21 protein-coding genes are annotated in these 26,846 nt (G+C 60.6%); 5 read left to right on the top strand and 16 right to left on the bottom strand.

All coding sequences use genetic code 11. The features are described 5' to 3' along the window. Nucleotides 1–28: 28 nt before the first annotated feature. Nucleotides 29–1,048 carry an RHS repeat-associated core domain-containing protein gene (locus AC1D1M_RS22415; RefSeq protein WP_477777291.1) on the top strand — a complete coding sequence of 340 codons (1,020 nt, stop codon included), beginning with the start codon at nucleotides 29–31 and terminating at the stop codon, nucleotides 1,046–1,048. Nucleotides 1,049–1,076: 28 nt separating this feature from the next. Here AC1D1M_RS22415 and fdhA read toward each other — a convergent pair whose 3' ends face one another. The 8 genes from fdhA to AC1D1M_RS22375 form a co-directional block, all read right to left on the bottom strand. After that, a complete protein-coding gene (fdhA, locus tag AC1D1M_RS22410; protein ID WP_057713002.1) occupies nucleotides 1,077–2,276 on the bottom strand; it encodes a formaldehyde dehydrogenase, glutathione-independent in 1,200 nt (399 codons plus the stop codon). Nucleotides 2,277–2,477: 201 nt separating this feature from the next. Continuing rightward, the gene (gene purU, locus AC1D1M_RS22405; protein WP_477777290.1) at nucleotides 2,478–3,335 is read right to left on the bottom strand and encodes a formyltetrahydrofolate deformylase; all 858 of its coding nucleotides are present in this window, start codon (nucleotides 3,333–3,335) and stop codon (nucleotides 2,478–2,480) included. 141 nt (nucleotides 3,336–3,476) lie between these two features. Then, nucleotides 3,477–4,109: a sarcosine oxidase subunit gamma gene (locus AC1D1M_RS22400; RefSeq protein WP_477777289.1), complete on the bottom strand. Its 633-nt coding sequence runs from the start codon at nucleotides 4,107–4,109 to the stop codon at nucleotides 3,477–3,479. A 55-nt stretch (nucleotides 4,110–4,164) separates the two neighbouring features. Then, nucleotides 4,165–7,182 carry a sarcosine oxidase subunit alpha gene (locus AC1D1M_RS22395; protein WP_477777288.1) on the bottom strand — a complete coding sequence of 1,006 codons (3,018 nt, stop codon included), beginning with the start codon at nucleotides 7,180–7,182 and terminating at the stop codon, nucleotides 4,165–4,167. Next, nucleotides 7,179–7,508 carry a sarcosine oxidase subunit delta gene (locus tag AC1D1M_RS22390; protein WP_046039383.1) on the bottom strand — a complete coding sequence of 110 codons (330 nt, stop codon included), beginning with the start codon at nucleotides 7,506–7,508 and terminating at the stop codon, nucleotides 7,179–7,181. The genes AC1D1M_RS22395 and AC1D1M_RS22390 overlap by 4 nt, the downstream gene beginning before the upstream one ends. A 14-nt stretch (nucleotides 7,509–7,522) precedes the next feature. After that, complete coding sequence (locus AC1D1M_RS22385; protein WP_038981138.1) at nucleotides 7,523–8,773, bottom strand: sarcosine oxidase subunit beta; 1,251 nt, start codon at nucleotides 8,771–8,773, stop codon at nucleotides 7,523–7,525. A 23-nt stretch (nucleotides 8,774–8,796) separates the two neighbouring features. Continuing rightward, entirely contained in the window at nucleotides 8,797–10,050 is a 1,254-nt protein-coding gene (gene glyA / locus AC1D1M_RS22380) for a serine hydroxymethyltransferase (protein WP_477777287.1), read from the bottom strand. 266 nt (nucleotides 10,051–10,316) lie between these two features. Beyond that, the gene (locus tag AC1D1M_RS22375; protein WP_477777286.1) at nucleotides 10,317–11,033 is read right to left on the bottom strand and encodes a TraX family protein; all 717 of its coding nucleotides are present in this window, start codon (nucleotides 11,031–11,033) and stop codon (nucleotides 10,317–10,319) included. 156 nt (nucleotides 11,034–11,189) lie between these two features. On the opposite strand from AC1D1M_RS22375, the gene AC1D1M_RS22370 reads away from it, so the two are divergent. Further along, nucleotides 11,190–12,230 (top strand): threonine aldolase family protein, encoded by a 1,041-nt coding sequence (locus AC1D1M_RS22370; protein WP_477777285.1) that lies wholly within the window; start codon nucleotides 11,190–11,192, stop codon nucleotides 12,228–12,230. A gap of 234 nt (nucleotides 12,231–12,464) precedes the next feature. Next, nucleotides 12,465–13,289 carry an SDR family oxidoreductase gene (locus AC1D1M_RS22365; protein ID WP_477777284.1) on the top strand — a complete coding sequence of 275 codons (825 nt, stop codon included), beginning with the start codon at nucleotides 12,465–12,467 and terminating at the stop codon, nucleotides 13,287–13,289. Nucleotides 13,290–13,409: 120 nt separating this feature from the next. Here the strand turns inward: AC1D1M_RS22365 and gbcB are convergent, their stop codons facing one another. Then, a complete protein-coding gene (gbcB, locus tag AC1D1M_RS22360; protein WP_477777283.1) occupies nucleotides 13,410–14,510 on the bottom strand; it encodes a glycine-betaine demethylase subunit GbcB in 1,101 nt (366 codons plus the stop codon). 283 nt (nucleotides 14,511–14,793) lie between these two features. Between gbcB and gbcA the strand changes: the two genes are divergently transcribed. Then, nucleotides 14,794–16,089, top strand: a complete 1,296-nt coding sequence (gbcA, locus tag AC1D1M_RS22355) for a glycine-betaine demethylase subunit GbcA (protein ID WP_477777282.1) — start codon at nucleotides 14,794–14,796, stop codon at nucleotides 16,087–16,089. Nucleotides 16,090–16,868: 779 nt separating this feature from the next. Here the strand turns inward: gbcA and AC1D1M_RS22350 are convergent. From AC1D1M_RS22350 to AC1D1M_RS22320, 7 genes are all read right to left on the bottom strand, one after another. Beyond that, the gene (locus tag AC1D1M_RS22350; protein WP_477777281.1) at nucleotides 16,869–18,050 is read right to left on the bottom strand and encodes a retropepsin-like aspartic protease; all 1,182 of its coding nucleotides are present in this window, start codon (nucleotides 18,048–18,050) and stop codon (nucleotides 16,869–16,871) included. A gap of 277 nt (nucleotides 18,051–18,327) precedes the next feature. Beyond that, entirely contained in the window at nucleotides 18,328–19,098 is a 771-nt protein-coding gene (etfB, locus tag AC1D1M_RS22345; RefSeq protein WP_477777280.1) for an electron transfer flavoprotein subunit beta, read from the bottom strand. 15 nt (nucleotides 19,099–19,113) lie between these two features. Beyond that, on the bottom strand, nucleotides 19,114–20,334 hold the full coding sequence (gene etfA / locus AC1D1M_RS22340) for an electron transfer flavoprotein subunit alpha (protein WP_477777279.1): 1,221 nt from the start codon (nucleotides 20,332–20,334) through the stop codon (nucleotides 19,114–19,116). After that, nucleotides 20,334–22,283 carry a dimethylglycine demethylation protein DgcB gene (gene dgcB, locus AC1D1M_RS22335; RefSeq protein WP_477777278.1) on the bottom strand — a complete coding sequence of 650 codons (1,950 nt, stop codon included), beginning with the start codon at nucleotides 22,281–22,283 and terminating at the stop codon, nucleotides 20,334–20,336. Before dgcB ends, etfA begins: the two co-directional genes overlap by 1 nt. 184 nt (nucleotides 22,284–22,467) lie before the next feature. Beyond that, complete coding sequence (dgcA, locus tag AC1D1M_RS22330) at nucleotides 22,468–24,528, bottom strand: dimethylglycine demethylation protein DgcA (protein WP_477777277.1); 2,061 nt, start codon at nucleotides 24,526–24,528, stop codon at nucleotides 22,468–22,470. 15 nt (nucleotides 24,529–24,543) lie between these two features. After that, nucleotides 24,544–25,074, bottom strand: a complete 531-nt coding sequence (locus AC1D1M_RS22325; RefSeq protein WP_008048169.1) for a DUF5943 domain-containing protein — start codon at nucleotides 25,072–25,074, stop codon at nucleotides 24,544–24,546. A gap of 78 nt (nucleotides 25,075–25,152) precedes the next feature. Further along, nucleotides 25,153–26,130 (bottom strand): dipeptidase, encoded by a 978-nt coding sequence (locus AC1D1M_RS22320; RefSeq protein WP_032829497.1) that lies wholly within the window; start codon nucleotides 26,128–26,130, stop codon nucleotides 25,153–25,155. A 235-nt stretch (nucleotides 26,131–26,365) separates the two neighbouring features. Between AC1D1M_RS22320 and AC1D1M_RS22315 the strand changes: the two genes are divergently transcribed. After that, nucleotides 26,366–26,767: a lysozyme inhibitor LprI family protein gene (locus tag AC1D1M_RS22315; RefSeq protein WP_477777276.1), complete on the top strand. Its 402-nt coding sequence runs from the start codon at nucleotides 26,366–26,368 to the stop codon at nucleotides 26,765–26,767. Nucleotides 26,768–26,846 lie beyond the last annotated feature (79 nt).

Here is a 26,846-nt window from a genome sequence, read left to right as displayed (position 1 = left end):
ATCGACAAACTCCTTCAGGAACCCGGCCATGCTCCCCAATCGAGAATTCCTGCTCTGCCGCTACCACTACGACCCGCTGGATCGTCTGGTTGATTGCACTCCCTCTACGCAGGCCCCCACCCGACGCTTTTACCTGAAAGATCGTCTGGCCACCGAGATTCAAGACGCTGTGCAGCGTTCGATCATGCAGCATGAGGATCAACTGCTGGCTCAGCAGCAGCGTCAGAGTGGGGCCATGGAAGCGCACTTGCTTGCCACTGATCAACAGCGTTCGGTATTGAACGTATTCGACGCAACTCGCCCCCATCCCTTCGCCTACTCACCCTACGGCCACCGGCCTTCCGAAAACGGCTTACTGAGCCTGCTCGGCTTCAACGGCGAACGGCCGGATCCGGTGACGGGATGCTATTTGTTGGGTAATGGCTACCGGGCGTTTAATTCGGTGTTGATGCGGTTTAATAGCCCGGACAGTTGGAGTCCGTTTGGGAAGGGTGGGTTGAATGGGTATGCGTATTGTGTGGGGGATCCGGTAAATAGAAGCGATCCGAGCGGGCATGCATTTAACTTACTTAAGATTAAGAAACTTAAGCTCTGGAAGTCAGCTCAGACATTCAAAAAATCCAGAAGTACACCTGCAACGGCAGACTCGCTTGTAGGGACGTATAAAAAAACCGAACCAATCACAGCCGTTCGAAGGAACCCAGCCCATCTGCGAGCCGATGAACAACACACATCAAAAAGCATCGACGATTTCCTCGATGATACAAGTTCAACAACCCTTCGCACCTCTTCAGCAACCGATCAGGCAGATGCCGCCTCCAAATCGGCCGTTCAAGAACTAATAGCAAGTGATCAAAGAACAATTAAACGGCTGATCAGCTCGGATGCAGAGTCAAAAAGCGCTAATCAATCAGAACTTAACCGCATTGCGGTCGACGTAATAAACCAAAGAATACTTAAACTAGAAAGCACTTTAAGGCCCACCCCCAGACCCCAGACATCCGCCCAATCAAGAGATATTATTCGCAACGAAAAAGGGCGACATTAAGTCACCCTTTTCCTTTTCTTAAAAGCCCTTACGCCGCACTAAACATCTTATGCGGATCAATCACAAACTTCTTCGGCACACCCGCATCGAACTCGCCATAACCCTGCGGCGCCTGATCCAGGCTGATCACCTGAACGCCCACCACTTCAGCAATGTTGATCCGATCCCACATGATCGCTTGCATGAGCGCGCGGTTGTACTTCATCACCGGGGTCTGGCCGGTGTGGAAGCTGTGGGATTTAGCCCAGCCCAGACCGAAGCGGATGCTCAGGCTGCCCATTTTCGCGGCAGCGTCGACAGCGCCCGGGTCTTCGGTCACGTAGAGGCCGGGGATGCCGATCTTGCCTGCCACACGCACCACGCCCATCAGCGAGTTGAGCACGGTAGCCGGGGCTTCGTGTTTCACGCCGTCATGGCCGTGGCCACGGGCTTCGAAGCCGACGGCGTCGATGGCGCAATCCACTTCCGGTTCGCCCAGCAGTGCAGCGATCTGTTCGTGCAGCGGGGTATCGAGTGACAGGTCGGCGATTTCGAAACCCTGGGCCTTGGCGTGGGCCAGACGAACGGTGTTGACGTCACCGATGATCACCACCGCCGCGCCCAGCAGGCGAGCGGATGCGGCCGCCGCCAGACCGACCGGACCGGCACCGGCGATGTACACGGTACTGCCCGGGCCAACGCCGGCAGTCACGGCGCCGTGATAGCCGGTCGGCAGGATGTCGGAGAGGCAAGTCAGGTCACGGATTTTTTCCATCGCCCGGTCGCGATCCGGCAGTTTCAGCAGGTTGAAGTCGGCGTACGGCACCATGGCGTATTCGGCCTGGCCGCCAGTCCAGTCGCCCATGTCGACATAACCATAGGCACCGCCCGGACGCGCCGGGTTGACGCTCAGGCACACGCCGGTATGCATCTCTTTGCAGGAACGGCAGCGCCCGCAAGCGACGTTGAACGGTACGGACACCAGGTCGCCGATTTGCAGGTTCTCGACGTCGCTGCCCTTCTCGATCACTTCGCCGGTGATTTCGTGGCCCAGCACCAGGCCGGTTTGAGCGGTGGTACGACCGCGCACCATGTGCTGGTCGGAACCACAGATGTTGGTGGAAACCACACGCAGGATGACGGCGTGGTTAATCTTCCTGCCACGCGGGTCCTGCATTTTCGGATAGTCGATTTTCTGTACTTCGACCTTGCCAGCGCCGAGATACACCACACCACGATTGCCAGACATGCTTTCACCTCGCTGTTGTTTTTATGGAACCGCGTTGCCCAGGCAGGCAGCGCGTTAAGTGCTCTGGTTATTGCCTGTTGTCTTGTGTTGTCTGTTATGGCCCCATCGCGAGCAAGCTCGCTCCCACAGTGGACCGGGGTGGACACAAGATTTGTGAACGACACAAAACCCTGTGGGAGCGAGCTTGCTCGCGATGGCGATTTAAAGAACGACCGTACGATTGGCGTTCAAAAACACTCTTCTCTCAATGTGATACCCAACGGCCCGGGCCAGGGTCAGCCCTTCGATATCCCGCCCCTTGGCGATCAGGTCTTCCGGGTAATGGCTGTGATCCACTGCCTCCACACCCTGGGCAATGATCGGCCCTTCGTCGAGATCGTTGTTGATGTAATGCGCTGTGGCGCCCACCAGTTTCACGCCCTTGTTGTAGGCCTGGTGATAGGGCTTGGCGCCCTTGAAACCGGGTAGCAGGGAGTGATGGATGTTGATCGCCTTGCCATCGAGCTTGCGGCACAACTCTGGCGACAGCACTTGCATGTAGCGCGCAAGGATCACCAGCTCCGCACCGGACTCTTCAATGACCTGCCATACCTGACGTTCCTGGGATGGCTTGTCGTTCGGATCCAGCGGGAAATGGTAGTACGGAATCTGGTGCCAGTCGGCCAGTGGCTTGAGGTCCGGATGGTTGGAGACCACCGCGGCCACGTCCATCGACAATTGGCCGATGCGCTGGCGATAGAGCAAGTCGTTGAGGCAGTGATCGGCCTTGGAAACCATGATGACGACTTTCGGCCGATAGTTCGGCGCGGTCAGTTCGAAGATCATGCCAAAGGCGTCGCCACGCTCGGCCATGCCCGCGCGGAACGACTGCTCGTCGAAACCATCGGGTTGGCGGAATTCCACACGAATGAAGAAACGGCCCGAGAGCCGATCATCGAAGGAGTGGTGCTCGGTGACGTAGCAGCCCTGCTCGAACAAAAAGCGGGTCACCACATCCACCGTGCCGAGCAGGCTTGGGCAGTCGGCGGTCAGAATCCATGTGTCTGGGGCGCGGCTCATGGTGCGGTGACTCCTAAGACATCGGTAGTGTAGGAGCGAGCTCGCACGCGATGGGCGTCAACGAAAACGCGTACTTCCTGGATTAACGCGTCGCTCTCAAGTCCATCGCGAGCAAGCTCGCCCCTACAGGGTCGGTTGTGATCAGGCCTGTACGCTCAGGCCGTACTCGGCAGAAGCATCCTGCAACCACAGCCACCAGTAATCCGAGAAGCTGCGACGAATCAACAGTTCCCAGGTGTCTTCGGCGGTGTGACGGATCATCAGTTGCGACTTGGCGAACACCGTGCCGACGGCTTTGCCCACCGGGAAGTTGTTCGGGTGCACGTCGTAGCTGGTGGACTTCATCAGCACCTGGCGCACGTTCGGGCCGCTCAGTTCGAGGACTTGCTGGCCACCGCTGACGTTGACGATTGCAATGTGCAGATCGCCCAGCGCTTTGCGCAGTTTCTGCTCGGCGGCTAACTCTTCACCGGTCGGCACGATCAGCAGCCACTCATCCGGCCCCATCCATTGCAGGCTGGTTTCGCCTTTGACGATGACAGTCAGCGCACCCGGCAATTCGATGCCGAGGGCCTTGTGCACGCCGGCGGCAAACGCGGCATCGTGGCCATCGCCACGGATGGTCAGGTGGCCGAGGAGTTTCTTCTCACGCACGGTCACGCCGGCGTTCTTGCGACCCTTGCCCACCAGGCTGGTGAGGTCGGCGTGATGCAGCGACGACTCGGCCTTGGCCCCGGAGGTTGGGCGTTGTTGGTAAACATTGGCTGCGGTCATAAAGCACCTGTCCTGAATTCTGTGCCGCTCCCGCGCAAGGCGCGGGAGCGATCGATTACACGTTCTGGCGATCGCCTTTCGGATCGAAGAACACCGAAGAAACGATTTCCGCCTCGATCACGCTGCCGTCGGCCAGCGGTGCGAACACCCGCTCGCCCATCCGCTGCAACCCGCCTTTGACCACGCCCATGGCGAACGAATAGCCCAGGGAGTTGTGCAGGTAACTGGAAGTCACGTGACCAACCATGGTCATCGGGATCGCCTGCTTGGTGTTGAACACCAGTTGCGCGCCTTCCGGCAGCCATTTGTTCGGATCGATCGGCTTCAGGCCAACCAGTTGCTTGCGCTGATCACGCACGCAATCTTCACGGTTCATGCCGCGCCAGCCGATCCACGAGAACGGTTTGGTGCGACCGACGCACCAGCCCATGTTCAGGTCGTCCGGGGTCATCGAGCTGTCAGTGTCCTGACCGACGATGATGAAGCCCTTCTCGGCCCGCAGCACGTGCATGGTTTCGGTGCCGTACGGCGTCAGGTTGTATTTCTTGCCGGCGTCGACGATTTTTTCCAGCACGCCCATGGCGTAGTCGGCTTGCACGTTGACTTCGTACGACAGCTCGCCGGTAAACGAAATCCGGAACACCCGCGCCGGCACACCGCCGACCAGACCTTCTTTCCAGGTCATGAACGGGAAGGCTTCGTTGCTCAGGTCGATGTCGGTGACTTCGCTGAGCAGCTTGCGGCTGTTCGGCCCGGACAGGGTCATGGTTGCCCAGTGGTCGGTGACGGAGGTGAAGTACACCTTCATGTCCGGCCATTCGGTCTGGTGGTACAGCTCCAGCCACTGCAGTACACGAGCTGCGCCGCCGGTGGTGGTGGTCATGACGAAATGGTTGTCAGCCAGGCAAGCCGTCACGCCGTCGTCGAAGACCATGCCGTCTTCTTTGCACATCAGGCCATAACGCGCCTTGCCCACATCGAGCTTGGTCCAGGCGTTGGTGTAGACGCGGTTGAGGAACTCACGCGCATCCGGGCCCTGGATGTCGACCTTGCCCAGGGTCGAAGCGTCCAGCAGGCCGACGCTGTCGCGCACGGCTTTGCATTCGCGCTTCACTGCCGCGTGCAGGTCTTCACCGGATTTCGGGAAGTACCACGGACGTTTCCACTGGCCAACGTCTTCGAACTCGGCACCGTTTTTCAGGTGCCATTGATGCAGTGCGGTGTAGCGCACCGGCTCGAAGATGTGCCCACAGTGACGACCGGCCACAGCGCCAAAGGTCACCGGCGTGTAGTTCGGACGGAACATGGTGGTGCCCATCTGCGGGATGGTCACGTTCAGCGAACGGGCAGCAATGGCCAGGCCGTTGACGTTGCCGAGCTTGCCCTGATCGGTGCCGAAGCCCAGCGCGGTGTAGCGCTTGACGTGTTCGACCGACTCGAAGCCCTCGCGGGTCGCCAGTTCGATGGCGGCAGCGGTGACGTCGTTTTGCAGGTCGACGAATTGCTTCGGTGCCCGTGCGGTGTTCTTTTCATGGGGCACCTGGAACAGCGCCAGGGTCGGCTCTTCGAGACGGCTCAGGGCTTTTGGCAACACGCCTTCAACCGACTGGAAGCCGGCTTCGGCAGCAGCGCGAACGCCACCTTCAAAACCGTCGGCCAGAGAATCGCCGAGACCGTAGACGCCGTTGATGCCGCCGACACACACGCGTTTCTGCGGTGCTTCGCCCGGTACGAAACCGAGGATGTCTTCGCGCCAGATCGGCTTGCCACCCAGGTGCGAAGCCAGGTGAACCACCGGGCTGTAGCCACCGGAGCTGGCCACCACGTCGCATTCGAGCCATTCGCCAGGGCTGGTCACGGTGTGGGCCTTGACATCGATGGCGGCCACACGGGCAGCGGTCACGCGCTTGCTGCCGCGGGCCTCGATCACGGCGCTGCCGGTGAGGATACGAATGCCTTTGGCGCGTGCTTCTTCCACCAGCGCACCACGCGGGTTGCTGCGGGCGTCGGCGATGGCCACCACTTGCAGGCTGGCATCGAGCCAATCCAGGGCAACGCGGTAGGCGTGGTCGTTGTTGGTCGACAGCACCAGCTTCTTGCCCGGTGCCACACCGTAACGGCGCACGTAGGTCGAGATGGCGCCGGCAAGCATGTTGCCCGGCACATCGTTGTTGCCGTAGACCAGTGGACGCTCGTGAGCGCCGGTCGCCAGCACCACACGCTTGGCGCGAACCCGGTGGATGCGCTGACGCACCTGGCCGATAGGTGCGCGGTCGCCGAGGTGATCGGTCAGGCGCTCGTGAATGGTCAGGAAGTTATGGTCGTGGTAGCCGTTGACCGTGGCGCGCGGCAACAGCAGCACGTCCGGGGTGTTCTTCAGTTCGTCGATGACGCTGGCGACCCACTCGGTCGCAGGCTTGCCGTCGAGGCTTTCGCGGGAATCGAGCAGGCTGCCGCCAAACTCTTCCTGCTCATCGGCGAGGATCACGCGGGCACCGCTGCGCGCAGCCGCCAGTGCTGCCGCCAGGCCAGCAGGGCCAGCGCCAACGATCAGCACGTCGCAGTGCTGGTTCATGTAGTCGTAGGTGTCCGGATCGTTCTCGGTCGGCGAGCGGCCCAGGCCGGCAGCCTTGCGGATGTACTTCTCGTAAGTCATCCAGAACGATTGCGGGTACATGAAGGTTTTGTAGTAGAAGCCCGGTGGCATCAGCTTGCCGCCGACCTTGCCGAGAATCCCCATCATGTCGTTGTTCACGCTCGGCCAGCCGTTGGTGCTGGTGGCGACCAGGCCCTGATACAGCGCCTGTTGCGTAGCACGCACGTTCGGGATCTGCGTGGCTTCGGTGGCGCCGATCTGCAGCACCGCGTTCGGCTCTTCGGCACCGGCGGCGAAAATGCCGCGCGGACGGGAATACTTGAAGCTGCGACCGATGATGTCGACGCCGTTGGCCAGCAGTGCAGCGGCCAGGGAATCGCCTTCGAAGCCTTTGTAGTTCTGGCCGTTGAAGGTGAAGGTCAAGACTTTGTTGCGGTCGATCCGTCCGCCGTTGGACAGGCGATTGATCTGGCTCATACCTTCTCTCCCAGAGCCGTGCTGGCCGCTTTCGGGCTATCGGTCTTGTCGGTGAATTGTGGCTTGGTGCCGATCTTGTAGGTTTCGAGAATCTCGTAGGTCACGGTGTCGCGGGTGACGTTGAAGTACTGACGGCAACCGGCGACGTGATCCCACAGCTCGTGGTGCAGACCGCGCGGGTTATCGCGGAAGAACATGTAGTCGCCCCACTCCTCGTCGGTGCAGGTGTTCGGATCCAGTGGACGCGGGATGTGCGCCTGGCCGGATGCATGGAATTCCTCTTCGGAGCGCAGTTCGCCGCAGTGAGGACAGAAGATATGCAACATGGGGATTTCTCCTGTTAGTGGGCAACCGCAGCAGCGCCGTGTTCATCGATCAACGCACCGTTGTGGAAACGGTCGATGGAGAAAGGTGCGGCCAATGGGTGCATTTCACCCTTGGCCAGGCTCGCGGCAAACACGTTGCCCGAGCCAGGTGTGGCCTTGAAGCCGCCGGTGCCCCAACCGCAGTTGAAGAACATGTTCGGTACCGGGGTTTTCGAAATGATCGGGCAGGCATCCGGCGTGGTGTCGACGATGCCGCCCCACTGACGGTTCATGCGTACGCGCGACAGCACCGGGAACATCTCGACGATGGCCTGGACGGTGTGCTCGATCACCGGGTACGAACCACGCTGGCCGTAGCCGTTGTAGCCGTCGATACCGGCGCCGATCACCAGGTCGCCCTTGTCGGACTGGCTGATATAGCCGTGCACGGCGTTGGACATGATCACGCTGTCGATAATCGGCTTGATCGGCTCGGACACCAGCGCTTGCAGCGGGTGGGATTCGATCGGCAGGCGGAAACCGGCGAGCTTGGCCATGTGCCCGGAGTTACCGGCGGTCACTACGCCGACGCGCTTGGCGCCGATGAAGCCCTTGTTGGTTTCAACGCCGATGCACACGCCGTTTTCCTTGCGGAAACCGATCACTTCGGTCTGCTGGATCAGGTCCACGCCGAGGGCGTCGGCAGCCCGGGCAAAGCCCCAGGCCACGGCATCGTGACGGGCCACGCCGCCGCGACGCTGGACGGTGGCGCCCATCACCGGGTAGCGAGTGTTCTTGGAGCAGTCGAGGTACGGAATCTCGTCGGCAACCTGTTTGGCATCGAGCAGTTCACCGTCGACGCCGTTGAGGCGGTTGGCGCTGACCCGACGCTCGGAATCACGGATGTCCTGCAGGGTGTGGCACAGGTTGTAGACGCCGCGCTGGGAGAACATCACGTTGTAGTTCAGGTCCTGGGACAGGCCTTCCCACAGTTTCATCGCGTGTTCGTACAGGTGCGCCGACTCATCCCACAGGTAGTTGGAGCGAACGATGGTGGTGTTGCGCGCGGTGTTACCGCCGCCCAGCCAGCCTTTCTCGACCACGGCCACGTTGGTGATGCCGTGTTCCTTGGCCAGGTAGTAAGCCGTGGCGAGACCATGCCCGCCACCGCCGACGATGACCACGTCGTAGACCTTTTTAGGGGTCGGCGTGCGCCACATTTTCTGCCAGTTTTCATGATGGCTGAGGGAGTGTTTGAAGAGGCCGAAGCCCGAGTAGCGTTGCATAGTCATTTACTCCAAAACCGCACTCAGCGATAAACCGGGAAGTCCGCGCACAGGGCCGCCACTTGCTCGGCGACATTGGCCTCGACATCGGCGTCGCCGAGGTTGTCGAGGATGTCGCAGATCCAGCCGGCCAGCGTGACGCACTGGGTCACCTTGAAGCCGCGCGTGGTGACCGCCGGGGTGCCGATGCGCAGGCCGGAGGTTACGAACGGCGACTGTGGATCGTTCGGGACAGCGTTCTTGTTCACAGTGATGTGGGCGCGACCGAGTGCTGCATCCGCCTCTTTGCCAGTCAGGCCCTGACGGATCAGGCTGACCAGGAACAGGTGGTTGTCGGTACCGCCGGACACTACATCGTAGCCGCGTTTGATAAATACGCCGGCCATGGCCTGGGCGTTGTCGATCACTTGCTGCTGATAAGCCTTGAAGCCTGGTTCCAGCGCTTCCTTGAAGCACACCGCCTTACCGGCGATCACGTGCATCAGCGGGCCGCCTTGGGCACCCGGGAAAACTGCCGCGTTGAGCTTCTTCTCGATTTCTTCGTTGGCCTTGGCCAGGATCAGGCCGCCACGCGGACCGCGCAGGGTCTTGTGGGTAGTGGTGGTGACCACATCGGCGTAAGGCAGCGGGTTCGGGTACAGGCCGGCAGCGACCAGACCGGCAACGTGGGCCATGTCGACGAACAGCAGCGCACCGACCTTGTCGGCGATCTGGCGGAAGCGCGGGAAGTCGAGGGTCTTGGAGTAAGCCGAGAAGCCGGCAACGATCATCTTCGGCTTGCACTCGACGGCCAGGCGCTCGACTTCGTCGTAATCGATCAGACCGGTTTTGGTGTCGATGCCGTACTGCACGGCGTTGTACAGTTTGCCCGAAGACGACACTTTGGCGCCGTGGGTCAGGTGACCGCCGTGGGCCAGGCTCATGCCGAGGATGGTGTCGCCGGCTTGCAGCAGGGCCAGGTACACGGCGCTGTTGGCCGAGGAACCGGAGTGCGGCTGGACGTTGGCGTAATCGGCACCGAACAGTTGCTTGGCGCGCTCGATGGCCAGGGCTTCAACCTTGTCCACGTGCTCGCAACCGCCGTAGTAACGCTTGCCCGGATAACCTTCGGCGTATTTGTTGGTCAGGCCGCTGCCTTGCGCTTCCATCACGCGCTTGCTGGTGTAGTTCTCCGACGCGATCAGCTCGATGTGATCTTCCTGACGTTGCTCCTCGGCATTCATCGCCGCCAGCAGTGCATCGTCGTAACCCTGGATCTGGTCTTGCTTGCTGAACATCGCGTCTCTCCCAGCGGCGGCGGTGCGCCATTCGTCTCGGTGAGGCACTGGCTTTTCGGCAGTGCCCTTTGGTAGCGATGGTATGACTGGCTTGGAGTCGTCAAATGCCTACGGGCGCCACGCAAAGGTGCGTTTACGACATGGACTGCCATACGGTGTTACGCATGCCTCTGTAGGAGCTGCCGCAGGCTGCGATCTTTTGGCGTCAACGCCGGCGCTAGAAGGTCAATATCAAAAGATCGCAGCCTGCGGCAGCTCCTACAGGGTCAGGCGATGGCCTGCCGTATTGCCAGCAACAGCAGGAAATGCACGGGATACAGCGCATACGCCCAGCGCCGCATCGGTGGTGGTTTTACGCCCCCGGCATGTCGCAACAAGAACAGCCCGAGCCATGGCGCAATCAGACACGTGACGATGGCCGGAATCGCCGCAGCATTGCCCAGGCGAGCAGCGTGATACAGCACCTGCCACTGATTGGCCGCCAGGCATACCAACCCCGCCAACAGTGCGAAGTACCAGGGTCGTTGCAGTACCAGCAATATCGCCAGCGGTAACAGCACGCCAAAGAACCCGAACATCAATCTCTGGGAGAAAAACCCTGCCAGCAGCACCGCGCCCACCGCCAGCAAGCGCGACGCAAGCACCGGCTGCTGCCAGCCACGAATCACCAGCAAGCCCAGGGCAAGGGTGGGCAGCACGTTCAAGGTGTCGGGATTGGGAATGTACATCCGGTAAGGAATTTCACTCACCGCGCTAAACAGCAACAACCACCCTAGATAGCGCCACTGACCACCGGTCGTCGTAGTCCGCACGCGCGCCAGATTGGCCGCCATTGCCAGACAGAACCACGGAAACGCCAGGCGTCCCGGCACATACAACAGATCGGCGGAATAACCGACATATCGCAGGTGATCGAGCACCATGCTCAATAGCGCCAGCCACTTGAGCAGATCCAGTGCCCCGTCGCGCTGCTTTAAGTGCATGGTCTTGTGCATTGTCACGTGCATAATTGCCCTTCGACACTGTATTTTCCCGACAGCGACATCCTGTGCGCTCCACCTGACGATCTTGGGTACAGCGCGCACCCTTATTGACCACGGGACGCTTCACCATAGGCATCTCGACCACGGAAGCAGGCCATGACCGACAAGAGCCAACAATTTGCCAGCGACAACTATTCCGGCATCTGCCCTGAAGCCTGGGCCGCCATGGAACAGGCCAACCACGGCCACCAGCGTGCATACGGCGACGACGAGTGGACCGCCCGCGCGTCCGACGATTTCCGCAAACTGTTCGAAACCGACTGCGAGGTGTTTTTCGCCTTCAACGGCACCGCCGCCAACTCGCTGGCCCTGTCGTCGTTGTGCCAGAGTTACCACAGCGTGATCTGCTCGGAAACCGCCCACGTCGAAACCGACGAATGCGGCGCCCCGGAATTCTTCTCCAACGGCTCCAAACTGCTGATCGCCCGCACTGAAAACGGCAAGCTGACCCCGGAATCGATCCGCGAGGTCGCGCTCAAGCGCCAGGACATCCACTACCCGAAACCTCGCGTCGTGACCCTGACCCAGGCCACCGAAGTCGGCAGCGTCTACACCCCGGACGAAATCCGCGCCATCAGCGCCACCTGCAAGGAACTGGGCCTGAACCTGCACATGGACGGCGCGCGCTTCTCCAACGCCTGCGCATTCCTCGGCTGCACCCCGGCCGACCTGACCTGGAAGGCCGGCGTCGACGTGTTGTGCTTTGGCGGCACGAAAAACGGCATGGCGGTGGGCGAGGCGATTCTGTTCTTCAACCACAAGCTGGCCGAAGACTTCGACTACCGCTGCAAACAGGCCGGACAACTGGCGTCGAAAATGCGCTTCCTGTCGGCGCCGTGGGTCGGGATCCTGGAAAACGACGCCTGGCTCAAATACGCCAACCACGCCAACAACTGCGCGCAATTGCTCGCAGAGCTGGTCAGCGACATTCCCGGCGTGGAGCTGATGTTCCCGGTACAGGCCAACGGCGTGTTCCTGCAACTGTCGGAGCCGGCCATCGCTGCGCTGACCGCCAAGGGCTGGCGCTTCTACACCTTCATCGGCAACGGCGGCGCACGCTTCATGTGCTCGTGGGACACCGAGGAAGAGCGCGTGCGTGAACTGGCGCGGGATATCCGTGAAGTCATGTCCCACTAGAACTCTGGTTTACACCGCTCCCCTGTGGGAGCGAGCTTGCTCGCGATGAAGCCAGCGCGTCCAGCATGGATGTCAGCTGACGCTCCGCCATCGCGAGCACGCTCATTCGCCACCGAATCGCTCATCCCTTTCCTCCTACATTCCGTCACATCTCTCGCCACAGCTCCTGAACGACTTCGTCTACATTGTCTGTCGAGCCGATCCGCTCACATAACAATAATCAGGAGCGTCCGCATGTCCCTACAAGGCAAAACCCTGTTCATCACCGGCGCCAGCCGCGGCATCGGCCGCGAGATCGCGCTGCGGGCCGCACGCGATGGGGCCAACATTGTGATCGCCGCCAAAAGTGCCGAACCCCACCCCAAGCTGCCGGGCACGATTTTCAGCGTGGCCCGGGAAGTGGAAGCCGCAGGCGGCAAGGCGCTGGCCTTGCAGGTGGATGTACGTGAAGAGGCTGCCGTACGTGAGGCGCTGGCCCAGGCCAACGAACATTTTGGCAGCATCGATGCACTGATCAACAACGCCGGGGCAATCAAGCTGACCGGGGTCCAGCACCTCGAACTCAAGCGCTTCGACCTGATGCACCAGATCAACACCCGCGCCGTATTGCTGTGCAGTCAGGCTGCGTTGCCATACCTGAAGAAGTCCAGCGGCCACATCCTCAACCTGTCCCCGCCGCTGAACCTGGCCACCAAGTGGTTCGCCCAGTACAGCCCCTACACCGTCACCAAGTACGGCATGAGCATGCTGACCCTGGGCATGAGCGAGGAGTTCAGGAATTACGGGATCAGCGTCAACTCACTGTGGCCACAGACCATGATCGCCACCGCCGCCATTGAGTTTCAGTTGGGGTCGAGGGAATCGTTCAAGCATGCGCGCCTGCCTGCGATCATGGCGGATGCCGCCCATGTGATCCTCAGCAGCAGCGGACGCAGCATCACCGGGCGTTTGTTGATTGATGAGGAAATTTTGCGGGAGAACGGTGCGACCGAGTTCGAACACTATCGGTTTGCACCGGACAGCAGCGATACGCTGATGCCTGATCTTTTCGTCGACTGAAAAACACCGTACCTGTGGGAGCGAGCTTGCTCGCGATTGCGGTCTGACATTCAGAATTGATGTCGACTGACACTCCGCTATCGCGAGCAAGCTCGCTCCCACAGGGAGAGATGGTGTTTATCAGAACTCGATCCGCACATCCCCCTTCGGCACGCTGCAGCACGACAGGATGAACCCATCCGCTTCGTCTTCCTCGGTGATCCCGCCGTTGTGCTCCATCTCCACTTCACCACCCAGCTTCAACACCTTGCACGTCCCGCAAATCCCCATGCCGCAAGCTTTCGGAATCATCAGACCGACCTTGGCCGCCGCCGCATGCACGGTCTCGCCCGGGGCCACGCGGATGCTCTTGCCGGAGGTGGTGAATTCCACTTGATGCAAGTCAGCGGCGTCGACTTCCGGTGCCTCGGCCGCTTGTTCGGCGTGTTCCACGGCGTCAGCGCGCGCCTCTGGCGGGGTCGCACCGAAGGATTCTTCGTGATAACGCGACATGTCGAAGCCAGCAGCTTCCAGCAAGCGCTTGACCGCATTCATATACGGTGTCGGGCCGCAGCAGAATACTTCGCGCTCAAGGAAGTCAGGCGCCATCAATTCAAGCATTCTGTGGTTCAGGTAACCGCGATAACCGGCCCAGGGCTCACCCATACCGTGCTTCTCGCAGATCAGGTGCAGGTTGAAGTTGTCGATCCGCGACGCCATGTGTTCCAGCTCACGGTGGTAAATGATGTCTTTAGGCGAGCGGGCGCTGTGGATAAACACCATGTCGACATTGCCGTTGGTGTCGTAGAACCAGCGCGCCATGGACATGACCGGCGTGATACCAACGCCGCCGCTTAGGTAGAGTACCTTCGGCGCGGTGAAGTCCATGGCATTGAACAACCCGACCGGCCCGTGCACCGCCAGCTCCTGGCCTTCGTGCAGGGTGTCGTGCAACCAGTTGGACACCTTGCCGCCCGGCACCCGCTTGATGGTTACCGAAAAGCTGTACGGCACCGATGGCGAACTGGAAATGGTGTACGAACGCATGATCGGCTGGCCTTCAATCTCCAGCTCCAGGGTGACAAACTGCCCCGGCTTGAAGAAGAACAGGATCGGCTGGTCGGCCATGAAGCAAAAGGTGCGCACATCCCAGGTTTCCTGGATGACTTTGACGCAACGGACGATGTGTCGACCATTGGCCCAGGTCTGGGTGGTTACCGGATTCAGGAAACTATTGGACATGCTGATCTCCACGGCCGACTGTCGGCCTTCATGTTGGCGATTCTGCGTATAGCGCGAACCACCCATTTACCTATCTGCGACATTGACATGCTTATCGCGACCAGCCCCCAACGACCGGGGCTTGCGCGTCGGGAACAGATTGCACCATGTCGCCCATGGATAAGGTTCTGGCCAGCGCCGGCCCCACACTCGCCCCATACCAAGACACAACCATTACACCTTGCGTAGCAACCCTGATCAGCCACTTTCGCCGGCCACACAGAATGGCCTTGAGGATTAAACGATGGACGTCACTACTACCCTGAGCCTGGGCGATCCGCTGGAACCCGCACGCAAGGCCACCGCACAGATGCTGCAAGAGCGCGAGCGCACCTTCTCGCTGCCGCAGCCGTTTTACTCCGACGAGCGCCTGTTTGATATCGACATGCAGGAAATCTTTCAGAAAGAGTGGTTGATCGCCGGCATGACCTGCGAGATCCCTGCCAAGGGCAACTACCTGACCCTGCAAATCGGCAAGAACCCGATCATCGTGATCCGCGGCGCCGAAGGCGTGGTGCACGCGTTCCACAACGTCTGCCGCCACCGTGGCTCGCGCCTGTGCACCAGCGACAAGGGCAAGGTTGCCAAGCTGGTTTGCCACTACCACCAGTGGACCTACGAACTCGACGGCCGCCTGCTATTCGCCGGCACCGAAATGGGCGCCGACTTCGACATGAACCAGTACGGCCTCAAACCGGTAAACGTGAAGACCGCCGGCGGCTACATTTTCATCAGCCTGGCGGAGAACCCGCCGGCCATCGATGACTTCCTGTCGACGCTCAACCACTACATGGAACCGTACGACATGGAGAACACCAAGGTGGCGGTGCAAACCACCTTGATGGAAAAGGCCAACTGGAAACTGGTGCTGGAAAACAACCGCGAGTGCTACCACTGCAACGCGTCGCACCCGGAACTGCTGAAAACCCTGCTGGAATGGGACGACGTCACCGATCCGCGCGCCGACCAGGCGTTCAAGGACCACGTGGCCGCCTCCGCCGCTGCCTGGGAAGCCGAGAAGATCCCTTACGCCCACGCCAGCTTCGGCCTGCGTAACCGCATCGTGCGCATGCCGCTGCTCAAGGGCACCGTGTCGATGACCATGGACGGCAAACAGGGCTGCGCCAAGCTGATGGGCCGCATCAAGAACCCGGACCTGGGCTCGATGCGCATCCTGCATCTGCCCCACTCCTGGAACCACTGCATGGGCGATCACATCATCGTGTTCACCGTGTGGCCGATCAGCGCCCAGGAAACCATGGTCACCACCAAGTGGATCGTGCACAAGGACGCGGTCGAAGGTGTGGACTACGACGTGGAGCGCATGCGCCAGGTCTGGGACGCCACCAACGACCAGGACCGTCGCCTGGCCGAAGAGAACCAGCGCGGCATCAACTCCAGCGCGTACCAGCCTGGCCCGTACTCCAAGACCTATGAGTTCGGCGTGGTGAACTTCGTGGACTGGTACAGCGAGCGTCTGCTGAACAACCTGGGGGCCGAGCCTGCGCCGTACCTCAAAGGGGTTCCGGTTAGCGGCTAAACATCAAAAGCATCGCGAGCAAGCTCGCTCCCACACTCGATCTGTGTCGTTCACAAATCCACTGTGGGAGCGAGCTTGCTCGCGATGGCGCCCTCTGTATCAACACACTCCTCCCGGTAATTCCTCTCCTCATTAGAACTGTACGAAATATGATCTATCTCGTTCAGACCTATGCCCGCTGCACCTCCCAGCCTTCCACAAACAAGTTATCCACATCTCCACCCACAGCTATTGGGGACAACTGTGGAAAGACTGCAAAATTTCTCCACAAAAACCAAAGAAAAATCGTGACTTATCCAGAAGCATGCTTCCATGGGCGGACTGGTCATTTTTTGATCAGAAGCCTAAAAGGTACGGCCTGCATAGCTTTCAGAGGATGGCGAACACCTTATCCACAGAAGCGCCAACAGACTTTGGGGTTAACTTCGAAGGTTCTGTGGAAAACCGCTACAACCCGCAAGAAACCGGTGTTTGCGTGGAATTCCATGGCTCAGATATACCAATTGATCACTTTTTGATCGCAACCATGAAAGCCGCTGTTTATAAGGCCTACAGCCGATAGCAAACATCTTATCCACAGAAGCGCCAACAGAGATTGGGGGCAAGTCTGCATCCACAGCAGCACTTATCCCCTTGAAAAAGCTTGGAAAAACCACGAGCAAGGCTGGTTGTTTTTTGAACGACACCTTGCAGGGCTTGATTTGTATGGGGTGTAGCGAGGGGCGAACATGTTATCCACAGAACCACCAACAGGGATTGTGGGTAAACACCGAAGTTGTTCAGACTTTATTGAGACATGAGCGACCTGAATCCAGGTCCAGGTTCAATTCAAAGTCTTTGAACGCGCGCCATCCGAGCAATATCGACGGGACGTATTGCCCACCAATCAGCGACGGCGGGATGGTAAAGCCCAGGTAGTATTTGTAGGTGACCGCCATGGTGTTGCCTTGCAGGGCCAATATGCCGACGAAGCGTTGGAAGCGCTTGGTGTTGGTGTTGGTGTTGGTGTTGGTGTAACCGTTCGAGCTGCCCGGTGTCAGCGCCTGCACAACGCTGACTTGCCTGCCGGGCGACGAGGCCGTCAGGTAGTCGACATTTCCGGTATCGATGATGGCCTGCGTTGCCCGGCGATCCAGCTGTGCGGCCATCACCAACCGTTGATTGAGATCCAGGCGGCTAATGACAATCGACGCATCACAGCGTGTGGCGGGCGGCGGATTCAGCTCCAGTGTTCTGCTGGTGATCTTCAAGCGCCCCAGCTTGCTGATCAGATCCAGCCCCAACAGATTATCCCGGTCGCTGACAAAGACCAGGACGTTCCTGAACTCGCGGGTGCCGACTTTCAGCGACCGGAGAATTCCCAGTCTCGCGGCCAAGTCCTTTTCGCCATAAAACGTGCTGTAGCGATAAAAAGCATCGGGCAACAACCTGATGCCCATCTGTTTCGCAGTGTCGATGTTAACCCGGGTTTGCGGTGCGCCCGTGTCCAGTACAAAACGCGCCGAGACACCATTGGCCGCGCCGACCTCGATAAATGGGAGCACTTGCTCAGCGATGTAAAAGTCGCCGGCATACGGATGGAGCGGCAGCACCTCATGCCGCGCCGAACCGTTGACCGTGAAATCACCGGTCGCCGCCAGGATAGCCAGTGATTTGCTGCCGAACGTGGAGAACAGAGGCTTCAGATCGGCGCTGGCCGCAATCGCCCCAGCATGCTTGGTCTTGATCGCCAGATAGTATTCGGGGATTTGGTTGGCGGCTTTGGCTTCGAGCAATCTGGCGAAGACCGTCACCGAGCAGCTGAGGTGTCTATCGGCATCCAGCACCTTGTCGCACTGTTGCCGCAGTTGCGCCAGGGACGCGCTACGACCCTGTTCGGAGTCTATCCAGCGGTAAAAATCCTGATCAGCCTCGGACGCTTGTGTCTGGGCGGCAGAGATCAAGCCTGTGGATAACCACATGGCCAATGCAAAGAGCAACAGAAGAGCGAAAGTCCTCATATTCAGACCAGTCATAAAAACAGGGTTTTATGAGTCAGCGCTGAATGTCTGAAAACTCCCGAAAGCATGCCGCACCCTTGATCAGCGCATAGAAAACTGTAGCTCACCGGGCTGACGAGTGTGGTGCGGGACGAAGAGATCCTGTGGGAGCGAGCTTGCTCGCGATGACGGAGTATCAGTCGACATCAATGCCGCCTGATACGACGCTTTCGCGAACAAGCCGCCCCCACAGTGTTTGCTAGCGAACTACACCTTCTTCAATCAGCAGTTTGAGAATCGCCTCGGCGCCGGCCTGAGCCGTCACACCCTTGAGCACCTGCCCGCCTCCACCACTGGCCTTGGCCGTCGCGGCCTTCATGCGGTCGGCACCGCTCTTGGCCTTGATCACCTTCAGGCGCTTGGGCCGTGGCTTGGCCGGTTGCAGGGTGGCGACCGCGAGCAGTTCATCGTCGATGACCTCGACGTCCTGCGCTTGCAGCACGCCGCGTCGGGCCGGGCCGTAAGCGCTCTGGCGAGGCTTGGGCGCGGCGTTATCCACAGTCGCCAGGAACGGCAGGCGCACCTTCAGACGACGACGTTGACCGCGCGGCAAGGCTTGCAGCACCAACGCCGAACCGCCATCGATGGACTCGACCTGCGCCAGCCCCACCACCAGCGGCCAGCCCAGGCTTTCGGCCAGCAAGAAGGGCAACATGCCCGAGCCTTCGCCGGTTTCCGCCTGGCTGCCGGTCAACACCACCTGAGCACCGGCATCGCGCAGATACTCGGTCAGTGCCGGTATCGCGTCGGCGCCTTGCGGTTGCTCCAGCACATGCAGTTGCTCAAGACCCATGCCCAGGTAAGCGCGCAATGCAGGCTCGGCGATGTCACCGGCATGCAGCACCTGCAAGTTATCCCCAGCCAGTTGCAGGCCCAGTTCTACCGCCCGCGCATCCTGTTCCGCGCGGCGGGGCCGACCGGACGTCGGGTGGGCGCCGATAGACACCAGGCTGATGATTTTCGTGCTCATAACCCTTTCCTTCCCTTAAGCCGCATCGCGCTTGGCGTCGTTGCGGTAAGCCTCTACCGCCTCGATCAAGGCTTGAAGAATCTCCGCGCTCTCGCCGATCACCGAGAGGTCGGCACGCTTGATCATGTCGCAGCCGGGGTCGAGGTTGATCGCCACCACCTTGTCGCAGGCACCGATGCCTTGCAGGTGCTGGATCGCCCCGGAAATCCCCACCGCCACATAGACCCGTGCAGTAACCCAGGTACCGGATGCCCCGACCTGACGATCGCGGGCCATGAAGCCGTCGTCCACCGCCACCCGCGATGCGCCTTCCGTCGCGCCGAGAGCTTCGGCGGTCTGGTGGAAAAGCCCCCAGTCCTTGACCCCGTTGCCGCCGGAGAAAATGAACTCGGCTTCGGCCATGGGGATTGCCGCCGGATCGACTGCCACCGCGCCCAGATCTTCGATCCGTGACAGGCTGCGCGCCACGGTTGTGGATAACTCCACGGGCAGCGCTTCGTGACGGGTTTCGCTGACCGGTTCGGCGCACTCGACAGCCGCCAGAATCAATCGCGCCAGCGGACGGGCAAGGTCTTGCAGACCCGCGCCGGCGCGGCCGATGCACTCCTGATCCTTGACCTGCCAAACCCGCGTGGCCGGGCGCTCGCCCAGTGCCGCGGCAAAACGTCGACCGAGTTCGCCGCCGCCACTGCGGCTGTCCGGCAGCAACCAGTGGCGCGGGCTGAACTGGTTATCCACAGCCCGCAGGCCCTGGACCCGTTGTTCCGGTGCATAACCGTTGAATTCTTCGCCATCCAGCACCAGCAGGCGGTCGACGCCCGTCGTGGCGAAAGCGTTTTCCTTGTGCTCGCCGAAGACCACGGCCAGCACCGCACCGTCCTTGCCGGCCAGTTGATGGGCCAGGCCCAACAAGTCGCGGTCGTGGCTGCTCAAGCGACCACCGACCATGTCCGGCACCACGCTGATGTAAAACGCCGGCGCGGGCACCTGATGCAGCGGCAATTGCACTTCGACGGCAGCCGTGCGCTTGGTCGCGCCACCCTGCTGAGCGCCGCTACGGTCGATACGCTTGATGCCGTTGGGGCCAATGAAACCGATGCCATGGGGATTCTTGCGGATGACGCCGTTAGGCCCCATCCAGCTGTGTTGCGCCGGCTGCATGGCCGCGTGCAGCGGGTGCAGACGGTTGCGGGCAATCCATTCGGCCCGAGGGTCGCGGCGGATAATGTCGCTCATCAGTGCACCTCCGCAGGTTCACGTTTGGCCGGTGCCGAAGGCTTTCCCGGCGCGGCGTCTTCGAGCAGCGCATCAGCCACCAGTTCGGCAATGTCCTTGATCATCGGCCGGGGTTCGACCACGCCTTCAAGCATCGCGGTGCATTGTGGACAACCCACGGCCACCAGTTCGGCGCCGGTTTCGCGGATGTCATCCATGCGCATGTCGGGAATCCGCTGCTTGCCGGGAATGTCGGTGATCGGCGCGCCGCCACCACCGCCGCAGCAGCGCGAACGGAAGCCGGAACGTTGCATCTCTTTCACTTCGATCCCGAGGGCGCGCAACACCTGGCGCGGTGCCTCGTATTCGCCGTTGTAGCGGCCGAGGTAGCACGGGTCGTGGTAGGTCACGCTGTCGCCTTTGTGCTGACCGAGATTGAGCGCGCCAGCATCGATGATTTCCGCCATGTAGGTGCTGTGGTGCTGCACCAGGTAGTTGCCATCAAACGCGCCGTACTCGTTTTTCAGCACGTGGAAGCTGTGTGGATCGCAGGTGACGATGCGGTTGAAGCTGTACTTGGCCAGGGTCTGGATGTTGCGTTTGGCCAACAGCTGGAAGGTCGCTTCGTCGCCCAGGCGCCGGGCCACGTCACCGCTGTCGCGTTCTTCGAGGCCGAGCACGGCGAAGTCGATTTTCGCCGCCTTGAGCACTTTGACGAAGGCGCGCAGGGTGCGCTGGTTGCGCATGTCGAAGGCGCCGTCGCCGACCCAGAACAGCACGTCGGTGGATTTCTTTTCGCTCAGCAGATTGAGGTTCAAGTCTGCTGCCCAGTTCATCCGCCCGCCCGGCGCGAAGCCGCCCGGGTTGTCGGTGGCGATGAGGTTTTCCAGGACTTCCGCGCCCTTGTTCGGGGTGGCGCCTTTTTCCAGGGTCAGATGGCGGCGCATGTCGACGATGGCATCGACGTGCTCGATCATCATCGGGCATTCCTCGACGCAGGCGCGGCAGGTGGTGCACGACCACAGGGTCTCGGCATCCACCAGACCATTGACGATCGGTTGATGTGGGTTCCCTGAATGCTCGCCAATAGCCTTGCCCGGATATGGGCTGCCAGCGAATTTTGCATCGGTGCCACCGGCAAGGCCGACGACCATGTCCTGAATCAGTTTTTTCGGGTTCAGCGGCTGGCCGGCAGCGAACGCCGGGCACGCCGCTTCGCATTTACCGCACTGCACGCAGGCGTCGAAGCCGAGCAACTGGTTCCAGGTGAAATCCTTGGGTTTTTCCACGCCCAGTGGCGCGGTCGGGTCGTTCAAGTCCAGAGGCTTGAGGCCCGTGGAACGACCGCCACCGAAGCGTTCGGCGCGACGGTGCCAGGCCAGGTGCAGCGCACCGGCAAAGGCGTGCTTCATCGGCCCGCCCCAGGTCATGCCGAAGAACAGTTCCGACACGCCCCACAACACGCCAACCCCGAGAATCGCCGCCAACAGCCAGCCACCGAAGTTTTCCGGCAGGATCCCGGCCACCGGCAGGGTCAACAGGAAGAACGAGACCGAGAACGCCAGCAGGCTTTTCGGCAGGCGCATCCACGGGCCTTTCGACAGGCGCGACGGCGGATTGCGCCGACGCAGGTAAACAAAGATCGCGCCGACGAACATCACCGCTGTCATCAACAGCAGTGCGTAGCCGAGGAAGCGGTTATGCAGGCCGAAACCATGCACCAGAATCGCCAGCACGATGGACGCCACCGCACCGCCGGCCGTGGCGACGTGGGTGTTGGCAATGTATTTGTCCCGCGCGACCACATGGTGCAAGTCGACCATATAGCGCTTGGGCATGGCGAACAGGCCGCCGATCAGGTCGACTTTCGAAGCCCGGCCCCGGCGCCACATGGCCACCCGCCGCAACGCGCCCAAGACACCAAGGCCGATGGCTGCGAACAACAGGATTGGAAGAAGGGTGTTCAACATAGGTGAAGCTCCCAAAGACCGCAGGGTCTTGCAGGCCAAACTACCTGGATGCCTTGCCCGATTCCTTGTAGGAGCGAGCTTGCTCGCGAAAAACCTGAGAACGCCGCGCTAAGTCAGACTTCCCGCGTCATCGTTCATGTCCATCGCGAGCAAGCTCGCTCCTACAAGGGTTATCCACAAGCTCTTAGAAATCCTTGCACAACCGCAGCGCGTCATAGATCGCAGCGTGTGTATTACGCTGAGCCACGCAGTCGCCGATGCGGAACAGCAAGTAGCCGTCGCCCGTGGTGCTCAGCGAAGGTTGCGGCTTGATCGCGAACAAGGCTTCGATGTCCATCTGGCCTTTGTTGCGCGAGCCTTCCTTCAGCGAGTAGTAGATTTCTTCGTCCGGACGCACGCCGTTTTCCACCACCACCTGGTCCACCACCCGCTCCTCTTTGGCGCCGGTGTATTCGTTTTCCAGCACCGCCACCAGCTTGTCGCCTTCGCGGTAGACCTTCTCCAGCATCATGTCGCCGGTCATGATCACTTCTTTGGGGTACATGCTGCGGTAGTAAGTCGGGAACGACGTACCGCCAATGGCCACACCCGGCTTGATGTCGTCGGTGACGATCTCGACCTGGCTGCCCTTGTCGGCCAGGTAGTCGGCGACCGACATCCCGGTGAACTCGCAAATGGTGTCGTAGACCAGCACGTTCTTGCCCGGCGCCACCTTGCCGTCGAGCACGTCCCAGCTGCTGACCACCAGGCCTTCAGCCGCGCCCCAGTGTTCGTTCTGCTCCAGGAACGGATGACCGCCCACCGCCAATACGACCACATCCGGACGCAGGTCCAGGATGGTCGCCGCATCCGCCGCGGTACCCAGGCGCAGGTCGACTTTCAACCGTGCCAGCTCCAGCTGGAACCAGCGGGTGATGCCGGCGATCTGGTCGCGCTGCGGGGCTTTCGAGGCGGTGGTGATCTGCCCGCCGATGAATTCTTTCTTCTCGAACAGGGTCACGTCGTGGCCACGTTCGGCCGACACACGAGCGGCTTCCATCCCGGCTGGGCCGGCACCGACCACCACCACCTTGCGTTTGACGCCGGTGGTTTTCTCGATGATGTGCGGCACGCCCATGTATTCACGGGAGGTCGCGGCATTCTGGATGCACAGCACGTCCAGGCCCTGGTACTGGCGGTCGATGCAGTAGTTGGCGCCGACGCACTGTTTGATCTGGTCGACCTGGCCCATCTTGATCTTGGCGATCAGGTGCGGGTCGGCGATGTGGGCGCGGGTCATGCCGACCATGTCGACGTAGCCGCCCTCCAGAATGCGGGTCGCCTGGTTCGGGTCCTTGATGTTCTGCGCGTGCAGTACAGGCGCCTTGACCACTTCCTTGATACCGGCCGCCAAGTGCAGGAATGGCTCCGGTGGATAACTCATGTTGGGGATAACGTTGGCCAGGGTGTTGTGGGTGTCGCAACCCGAGCCCACGACGCCGATGAAGTCGATCATGCCGGTGTCGTCGTAGTACTTGGCGATCTGCTTCATGTCCTCATGGCTCAGGCCATCAGGGTGGAATTCATCACCGCACAGACGGATGCCGACGCAGAAATCCGGACCGACTTCCTTGCGCACAGCCTTGATCACTTCCAGGCCGAAACGCATGCGGTTCTCGAAGCTGCCGCCCCATTCGTCAGTACGCTTGTTGACCCGCGGGCTCCAGAACTGGTCGATCATGTGCTGGTGCACGGCTGACAATTCGACGCCGTCCAGGCCACCGGCCTTGGCCCGCGCCGCAGCACTGGCGTAGTTGCCGATCACCCGCCAGATTTCTTCCGGCTCGATGGTCTTGCAGGTCGCACGGTGCACCGGTTCACGGATGCCCGACGGCGACAGCAGGGTTGGCCAGTGCTCGCCATCCCAACGGGAACGACGGCCCATGTGGGTAATCTGGATCATGATCTTGGCGCCATGCTTGTGCATGGCATCGGCCAGGTTCTGGAAGTGCGGAATGATCCGGTCATCCGCCAGGTTCACCGACTTCCACCAGCCTTGCGGGCTGTCGATGGCCACGCTGGAGGAGCCGCCGCAAATCGCCAGGCCGATCCCGCCCTTGGCTTTCTCTTCGTAATACTTGACGTACCGGTCGGTGGTCATGCCGCCGTCGGTGGCATAGACCTCGGCGTGCGCGGTGCTGAGCACGCGGTTGCGGATGGTCAGTTTGCCGATCTGGATCGGCTGGAACATTGCTTCGAAAGCCATGGCGGGTTCCTCGACTTACAACGGCTTGACGGTGAACAAGCCGTCTTCGTGGCCCTCTTCGGAGCCACCGTAGACTTGTTCGGCCACGGTGCGGATCTTGCTGCCGCGAGCGGCGAGGATCTGGTCCATGGCCCCTGCAAACCAGCCAGTGAACATGTAGTCGACCTTGCGCCCGACCTTGCCGTACACATAGACGAATGCCGAGTGTTCGAGCTTGACGCTGGCGGTGCCTTTGTCGAGGTCGATGTCCTGGATCTTGAACAGGCCCCAGCCGCGCTGCGACAGGCGCTTCATGTAGTGCTCGAACACCGCGACGCCTTCCAGGCCGTGGCATTCGGCTTCTTTTTCACACCAGTGCCAAGCGGACTTGTAGCCGGCCTTGTAGAGGATTTCGGCGTAGGCTTCAGCGCCCAGCACTTCCTCGATGCCCATGTGGTTGTTGACGAAGAAATGGCGCGGCACGTACAGCATCGGCAGGGCGTCGGAGGTCCAGACACCGGTTTCGCTGTCGACTTCGATTGGCAATTGCGGGGCGATCTTGGCCATGGAAACTTAACTCCAGAAAATTCGTTGTGTTGCCCGCTGCACGGACGGCAGCGGGAAAGGATTCAGAAGTGCGGCGGTTTATTCGCCCCAGACATCTTTCAAGACGTTGACCCAGTTCTCGCCCATGATCTTGCGCACCACGCGCTCGGAGTGGCCGCGCTTGAGCAGGGTCTCGGTCAGGTTCGGGAACTCGCCCACGGTGCGGATGCCCAGCGGGTTGATGATCTTGCCGAAGCTGGTCAGGCGGCGGGCGTAGCCCTTGTCGTGGGTCAGGTATTCGAAGAAGTCCTGGCCGTGTCCCTGGGTGAAGTCGGTACCGATACCGATGGCGTCTTCGCCGACGATATTCATCACGTACTCGATGGCTTCGGCGTAGTCGTCGATGGTCGAATCGATACCCTTGGCCAGGAACGGCGCGAACATGGTCACGCCGACAAAACCACCGTGGTCGGCAATGAACTTGAGTTCTTCATCGGACTTGTTGCGCGGGTGCTCCTTGAGCCCCGACGGCAGGCAGTGGGAGTAGCAGACCGGCTTCTTCGATTCGAGGATGACTTCTTCGGAAGTCTTGGAACCGACGTGGGACAGGTCGCACATCACGCCAACCCGGTTCATCTCGGCGACGATTTCGCGACCGAAGCCCGACAGGCCGCCGTCACGCTCGTAGCAACCGGTGCCCACCAGGTTCTGGGTGTTGTAGCACATCTGCACGATACCGACGCCAAGCTGCTTGAAGACTTCGACATAGCCGATCTGGTCTTCAAAGGCGTGGGCATTCTGGAAGCCGAAAAGGATGCCGGTCTTGCCCTGCTCCTTGGCTTTACGGATGTCGGCGGTGGTGCGGACCGGAATCACCAGGTCGCTGTTCTCGCGGATCAGCTTCTGGCTCGCGGCGATGTTGTTGACGGTGGCCTGAAAGCCCTCCCACACCGACACGGTGCAGTTGGCCGCGGTCAAACCGCCCTTGCGCATGTCTTCGAACAGTTCACGGTTCCACTTGGCAATAATCAGCCCGTCGATAACGATGCTGTCGGCGTGCAATTCGGCTGGGCTCATCAGGCTGTCCCCTATTAGCGATTCATGCGCCGAATCGTCTGCCGGCGCTTTGGGGCCAGCATATGCCTCGGTGCAGGGGCGACCGGGTGCAAAAACGACAGGGGGTTTGCCGAAAGCGTCAATCCGCGACAAAGGGTCGTCGCCAGGCACAATCTCCGACCTGTTCAAGGCCCTCGGCTTGGGCCAGAATTCGCCGCATCACTGGATGCTTCACTGGACAAGAGCGGCGACGATAATGAAATCGATCATTCTGGCAATGGCACTGATTGCGACCGGCGTACACGCAGCGGAGGTGTCCGACGACAACCCGTGCGACAAAGTCGAAAACGACGTCCAGACACTGGAATGCTCGGCCTTCAGCAAAACCACCGCCGAAGACCTGCTCAAGGAGAACCTCCAGGGCCTGACCGAGCGCATGCAGTCGCAGTACGGCAAAAACCCGTCGCAACTGGCCGACATCACCGCCAAGATCAAAGCCGCCCAACAGCAATGGCTGAAGACCCGCGACGCAGATTGCGCCGTCGAAGCCTTCCCGGCCACCGCTGGCAGCAAGGCGTTCACCATTGCGCAGAATGATTGCGTGGCGCGAATGAGTGATGAACGGTCGGAGTTTTTGGAGTCGATTGGGCAGGAATAGTCCTGAATGTCCTGCTGAAAGCTGGCACCACCACCAGCTTTCAATCGCCAAAAAACCCTTTTCCCACAAAGCACTCTGA

The sequence above is a fragment of the Pseudomonas sp. P1_F7 genome, from assembly GCF_056405655.1.
This window is presented reverse-complemented; position numbering and strand designations above follow the sequence as displayed.

What these genes read in the sequence shown, in the direction of transcription:
- AC1D1M_RS22415 (WP_477777291.1), top strand. Translation starts at nt 29, where the DNA reads ATGCTCCCCAATCGAGAATTCCTGCTCTGCCGCTACCACTACGACCCG.
- fdhA (WP_057713002.1), bottom strand. Translation starts at nt 2,276, where the DNA reads ATGTCTGGCAATCGTGGTGTGGTGTATCTCGGCGCTGGCAAGGTCGAA.
- purU (WP_477777290.1), bottom strand. Translation starts at nt 3,335, where the DNA reads ATGAGCCGCGCCCCAGACACATGGATTCTGACCGCCGACTGCCCAAGC.
- AC1D1M_RS22400 (WP_477777289.1), bottom strand. Translation starts at nt 4,109, where the DNA reads ATGACCGCAGCCAATGTTTACCAACAACGCCCAACCTCCGGGGCCAAG.
- AC1D1M_RS22395 (WP_477777288.1), bottom strand. Translation starts at nt 7,182, where the DNA reads ATGAGCCAGATCAATCGCCTGTCCAACGGCGGACGGATCGACCGCAAC.
- AC1D1M_RS22390 (WP_046039383.1), bottom strand. Translation starts at nt 7,508, where the DNA reads ATGTTGCATATCTTCTGTCCTCACTGCGGCGAACTGCGCTCCGAAGAG.
- AC1D1M_RS22385 (WP_038981138.1), bottom strand. Translation starts at nt 8,773, where the DNA reads ATGCAACGCTACTCGGGCTTCGGCCTCTTCAAACACTCCCTCAGCCAT.
- glyA (WP_477777287.1), bottom strand. Translation starts at nt 10,050, where the DNA reads ATGTTCAGCAAGCAAGACCAGATCCAGGGTTACGACGATGCACTGCTG.
- AC1D1M_RS22375 (WP_477777286.1), bottom strand. Translation starts at nt 11,033, where the DNA reads ATGCACTTAAAGCAGCGCGACGGGGCACTGGATCTGCTCAAGTGGCTG.
- AC1D1M_RS22370 (WP_477777285.1), top strand. Translation starts at nt 11,190, where the DNA reads ATGACCGACAAGAGCCAACAATTTGCCAGCGACAACTATTCCGGCATC.
- AC1D1M_RS22365 (WP_477777284.1), top strand. Translation starts at nt 12,465, where the DNA reads ATGTCCCTACAAGGCAAAACCCTGTTCATCACCGGCGCCAGCCGCGGC.
- gbcB (WP_477777283.1), bottom strand. Translation starts at nt 14,510, where the DNA reads ATGTCCAATAGTTTCCTGAATCCGGTAACCACCCAGACCTGGGCCAAT.
- gbcA (WP_477777282.1), top strand. Translation starts at nt 14,794, where the DNA reads ATGGACGTCACTACTACCCTGAGCCTGGGCGATCCGCTGGAACCCGCA.
- AC1D1M_RS22350 (WP_477777281.1), bottom strand. Translation starts at nt 18,050, where the DNA reads ATGTGGTTATCCACAGGCTTGATCTCTGCCGCCCAGACACAAGCGTCC.
- etfB (WP_477777280.1), bottom strand. Translation starts at nt 19,098, where the DNA reads ATGAGCACGAAAATCATCAGCCTGGTGTCTATCGGCGCCCACCCGACG.
- etfA (WP_477777279.1), bottom strand. Translation starts at nt 20,334, where the DNA reads ATGAGCGACATTATCCGCCGCGACCCTCGGGCCGAATGGATTGCCCGC.
- dgcB (WP_477777278.1), bottom strand. Translation starts at nt 22,283, where the DNA reads ATGTTGAACACCCTTCTTCCAATCCTGTTGTTCGCAGCCATCGGCCTT.
- dgcA (WP_477777277.1), bottom strand. Translation starts at nt 24,528, where the DNA reads ATGGCTTTCGAAGCAATGTTCCAGCCGATCCAGATCGGCAAACTGACC.
- AC1D1M_RS22325 (WP_008048169.1), bottom strand. Translation starts at nt 25,074, where the DNA reads ATGGCCAAGATCGCCCCGCAATTGCCAATCGAAGTCGACAGCGAAACC.
- AC1D1M_RS22320 (WP_032829497.1), bottom strand. Translation starts at nt 26,130, where the DNA reads ATGAGCCCAGCCGAATTGCACGCCGACAGCATCGTTATCGACGGGCTG.
- AC1D1M_RS22315 (WP_477777276.1), top strand. Translation starts at nt 26,366, where the DNA reads ATGAAATCGATCATTCTGGCAATGGCACTGATTGCGACCGGCGTACAC.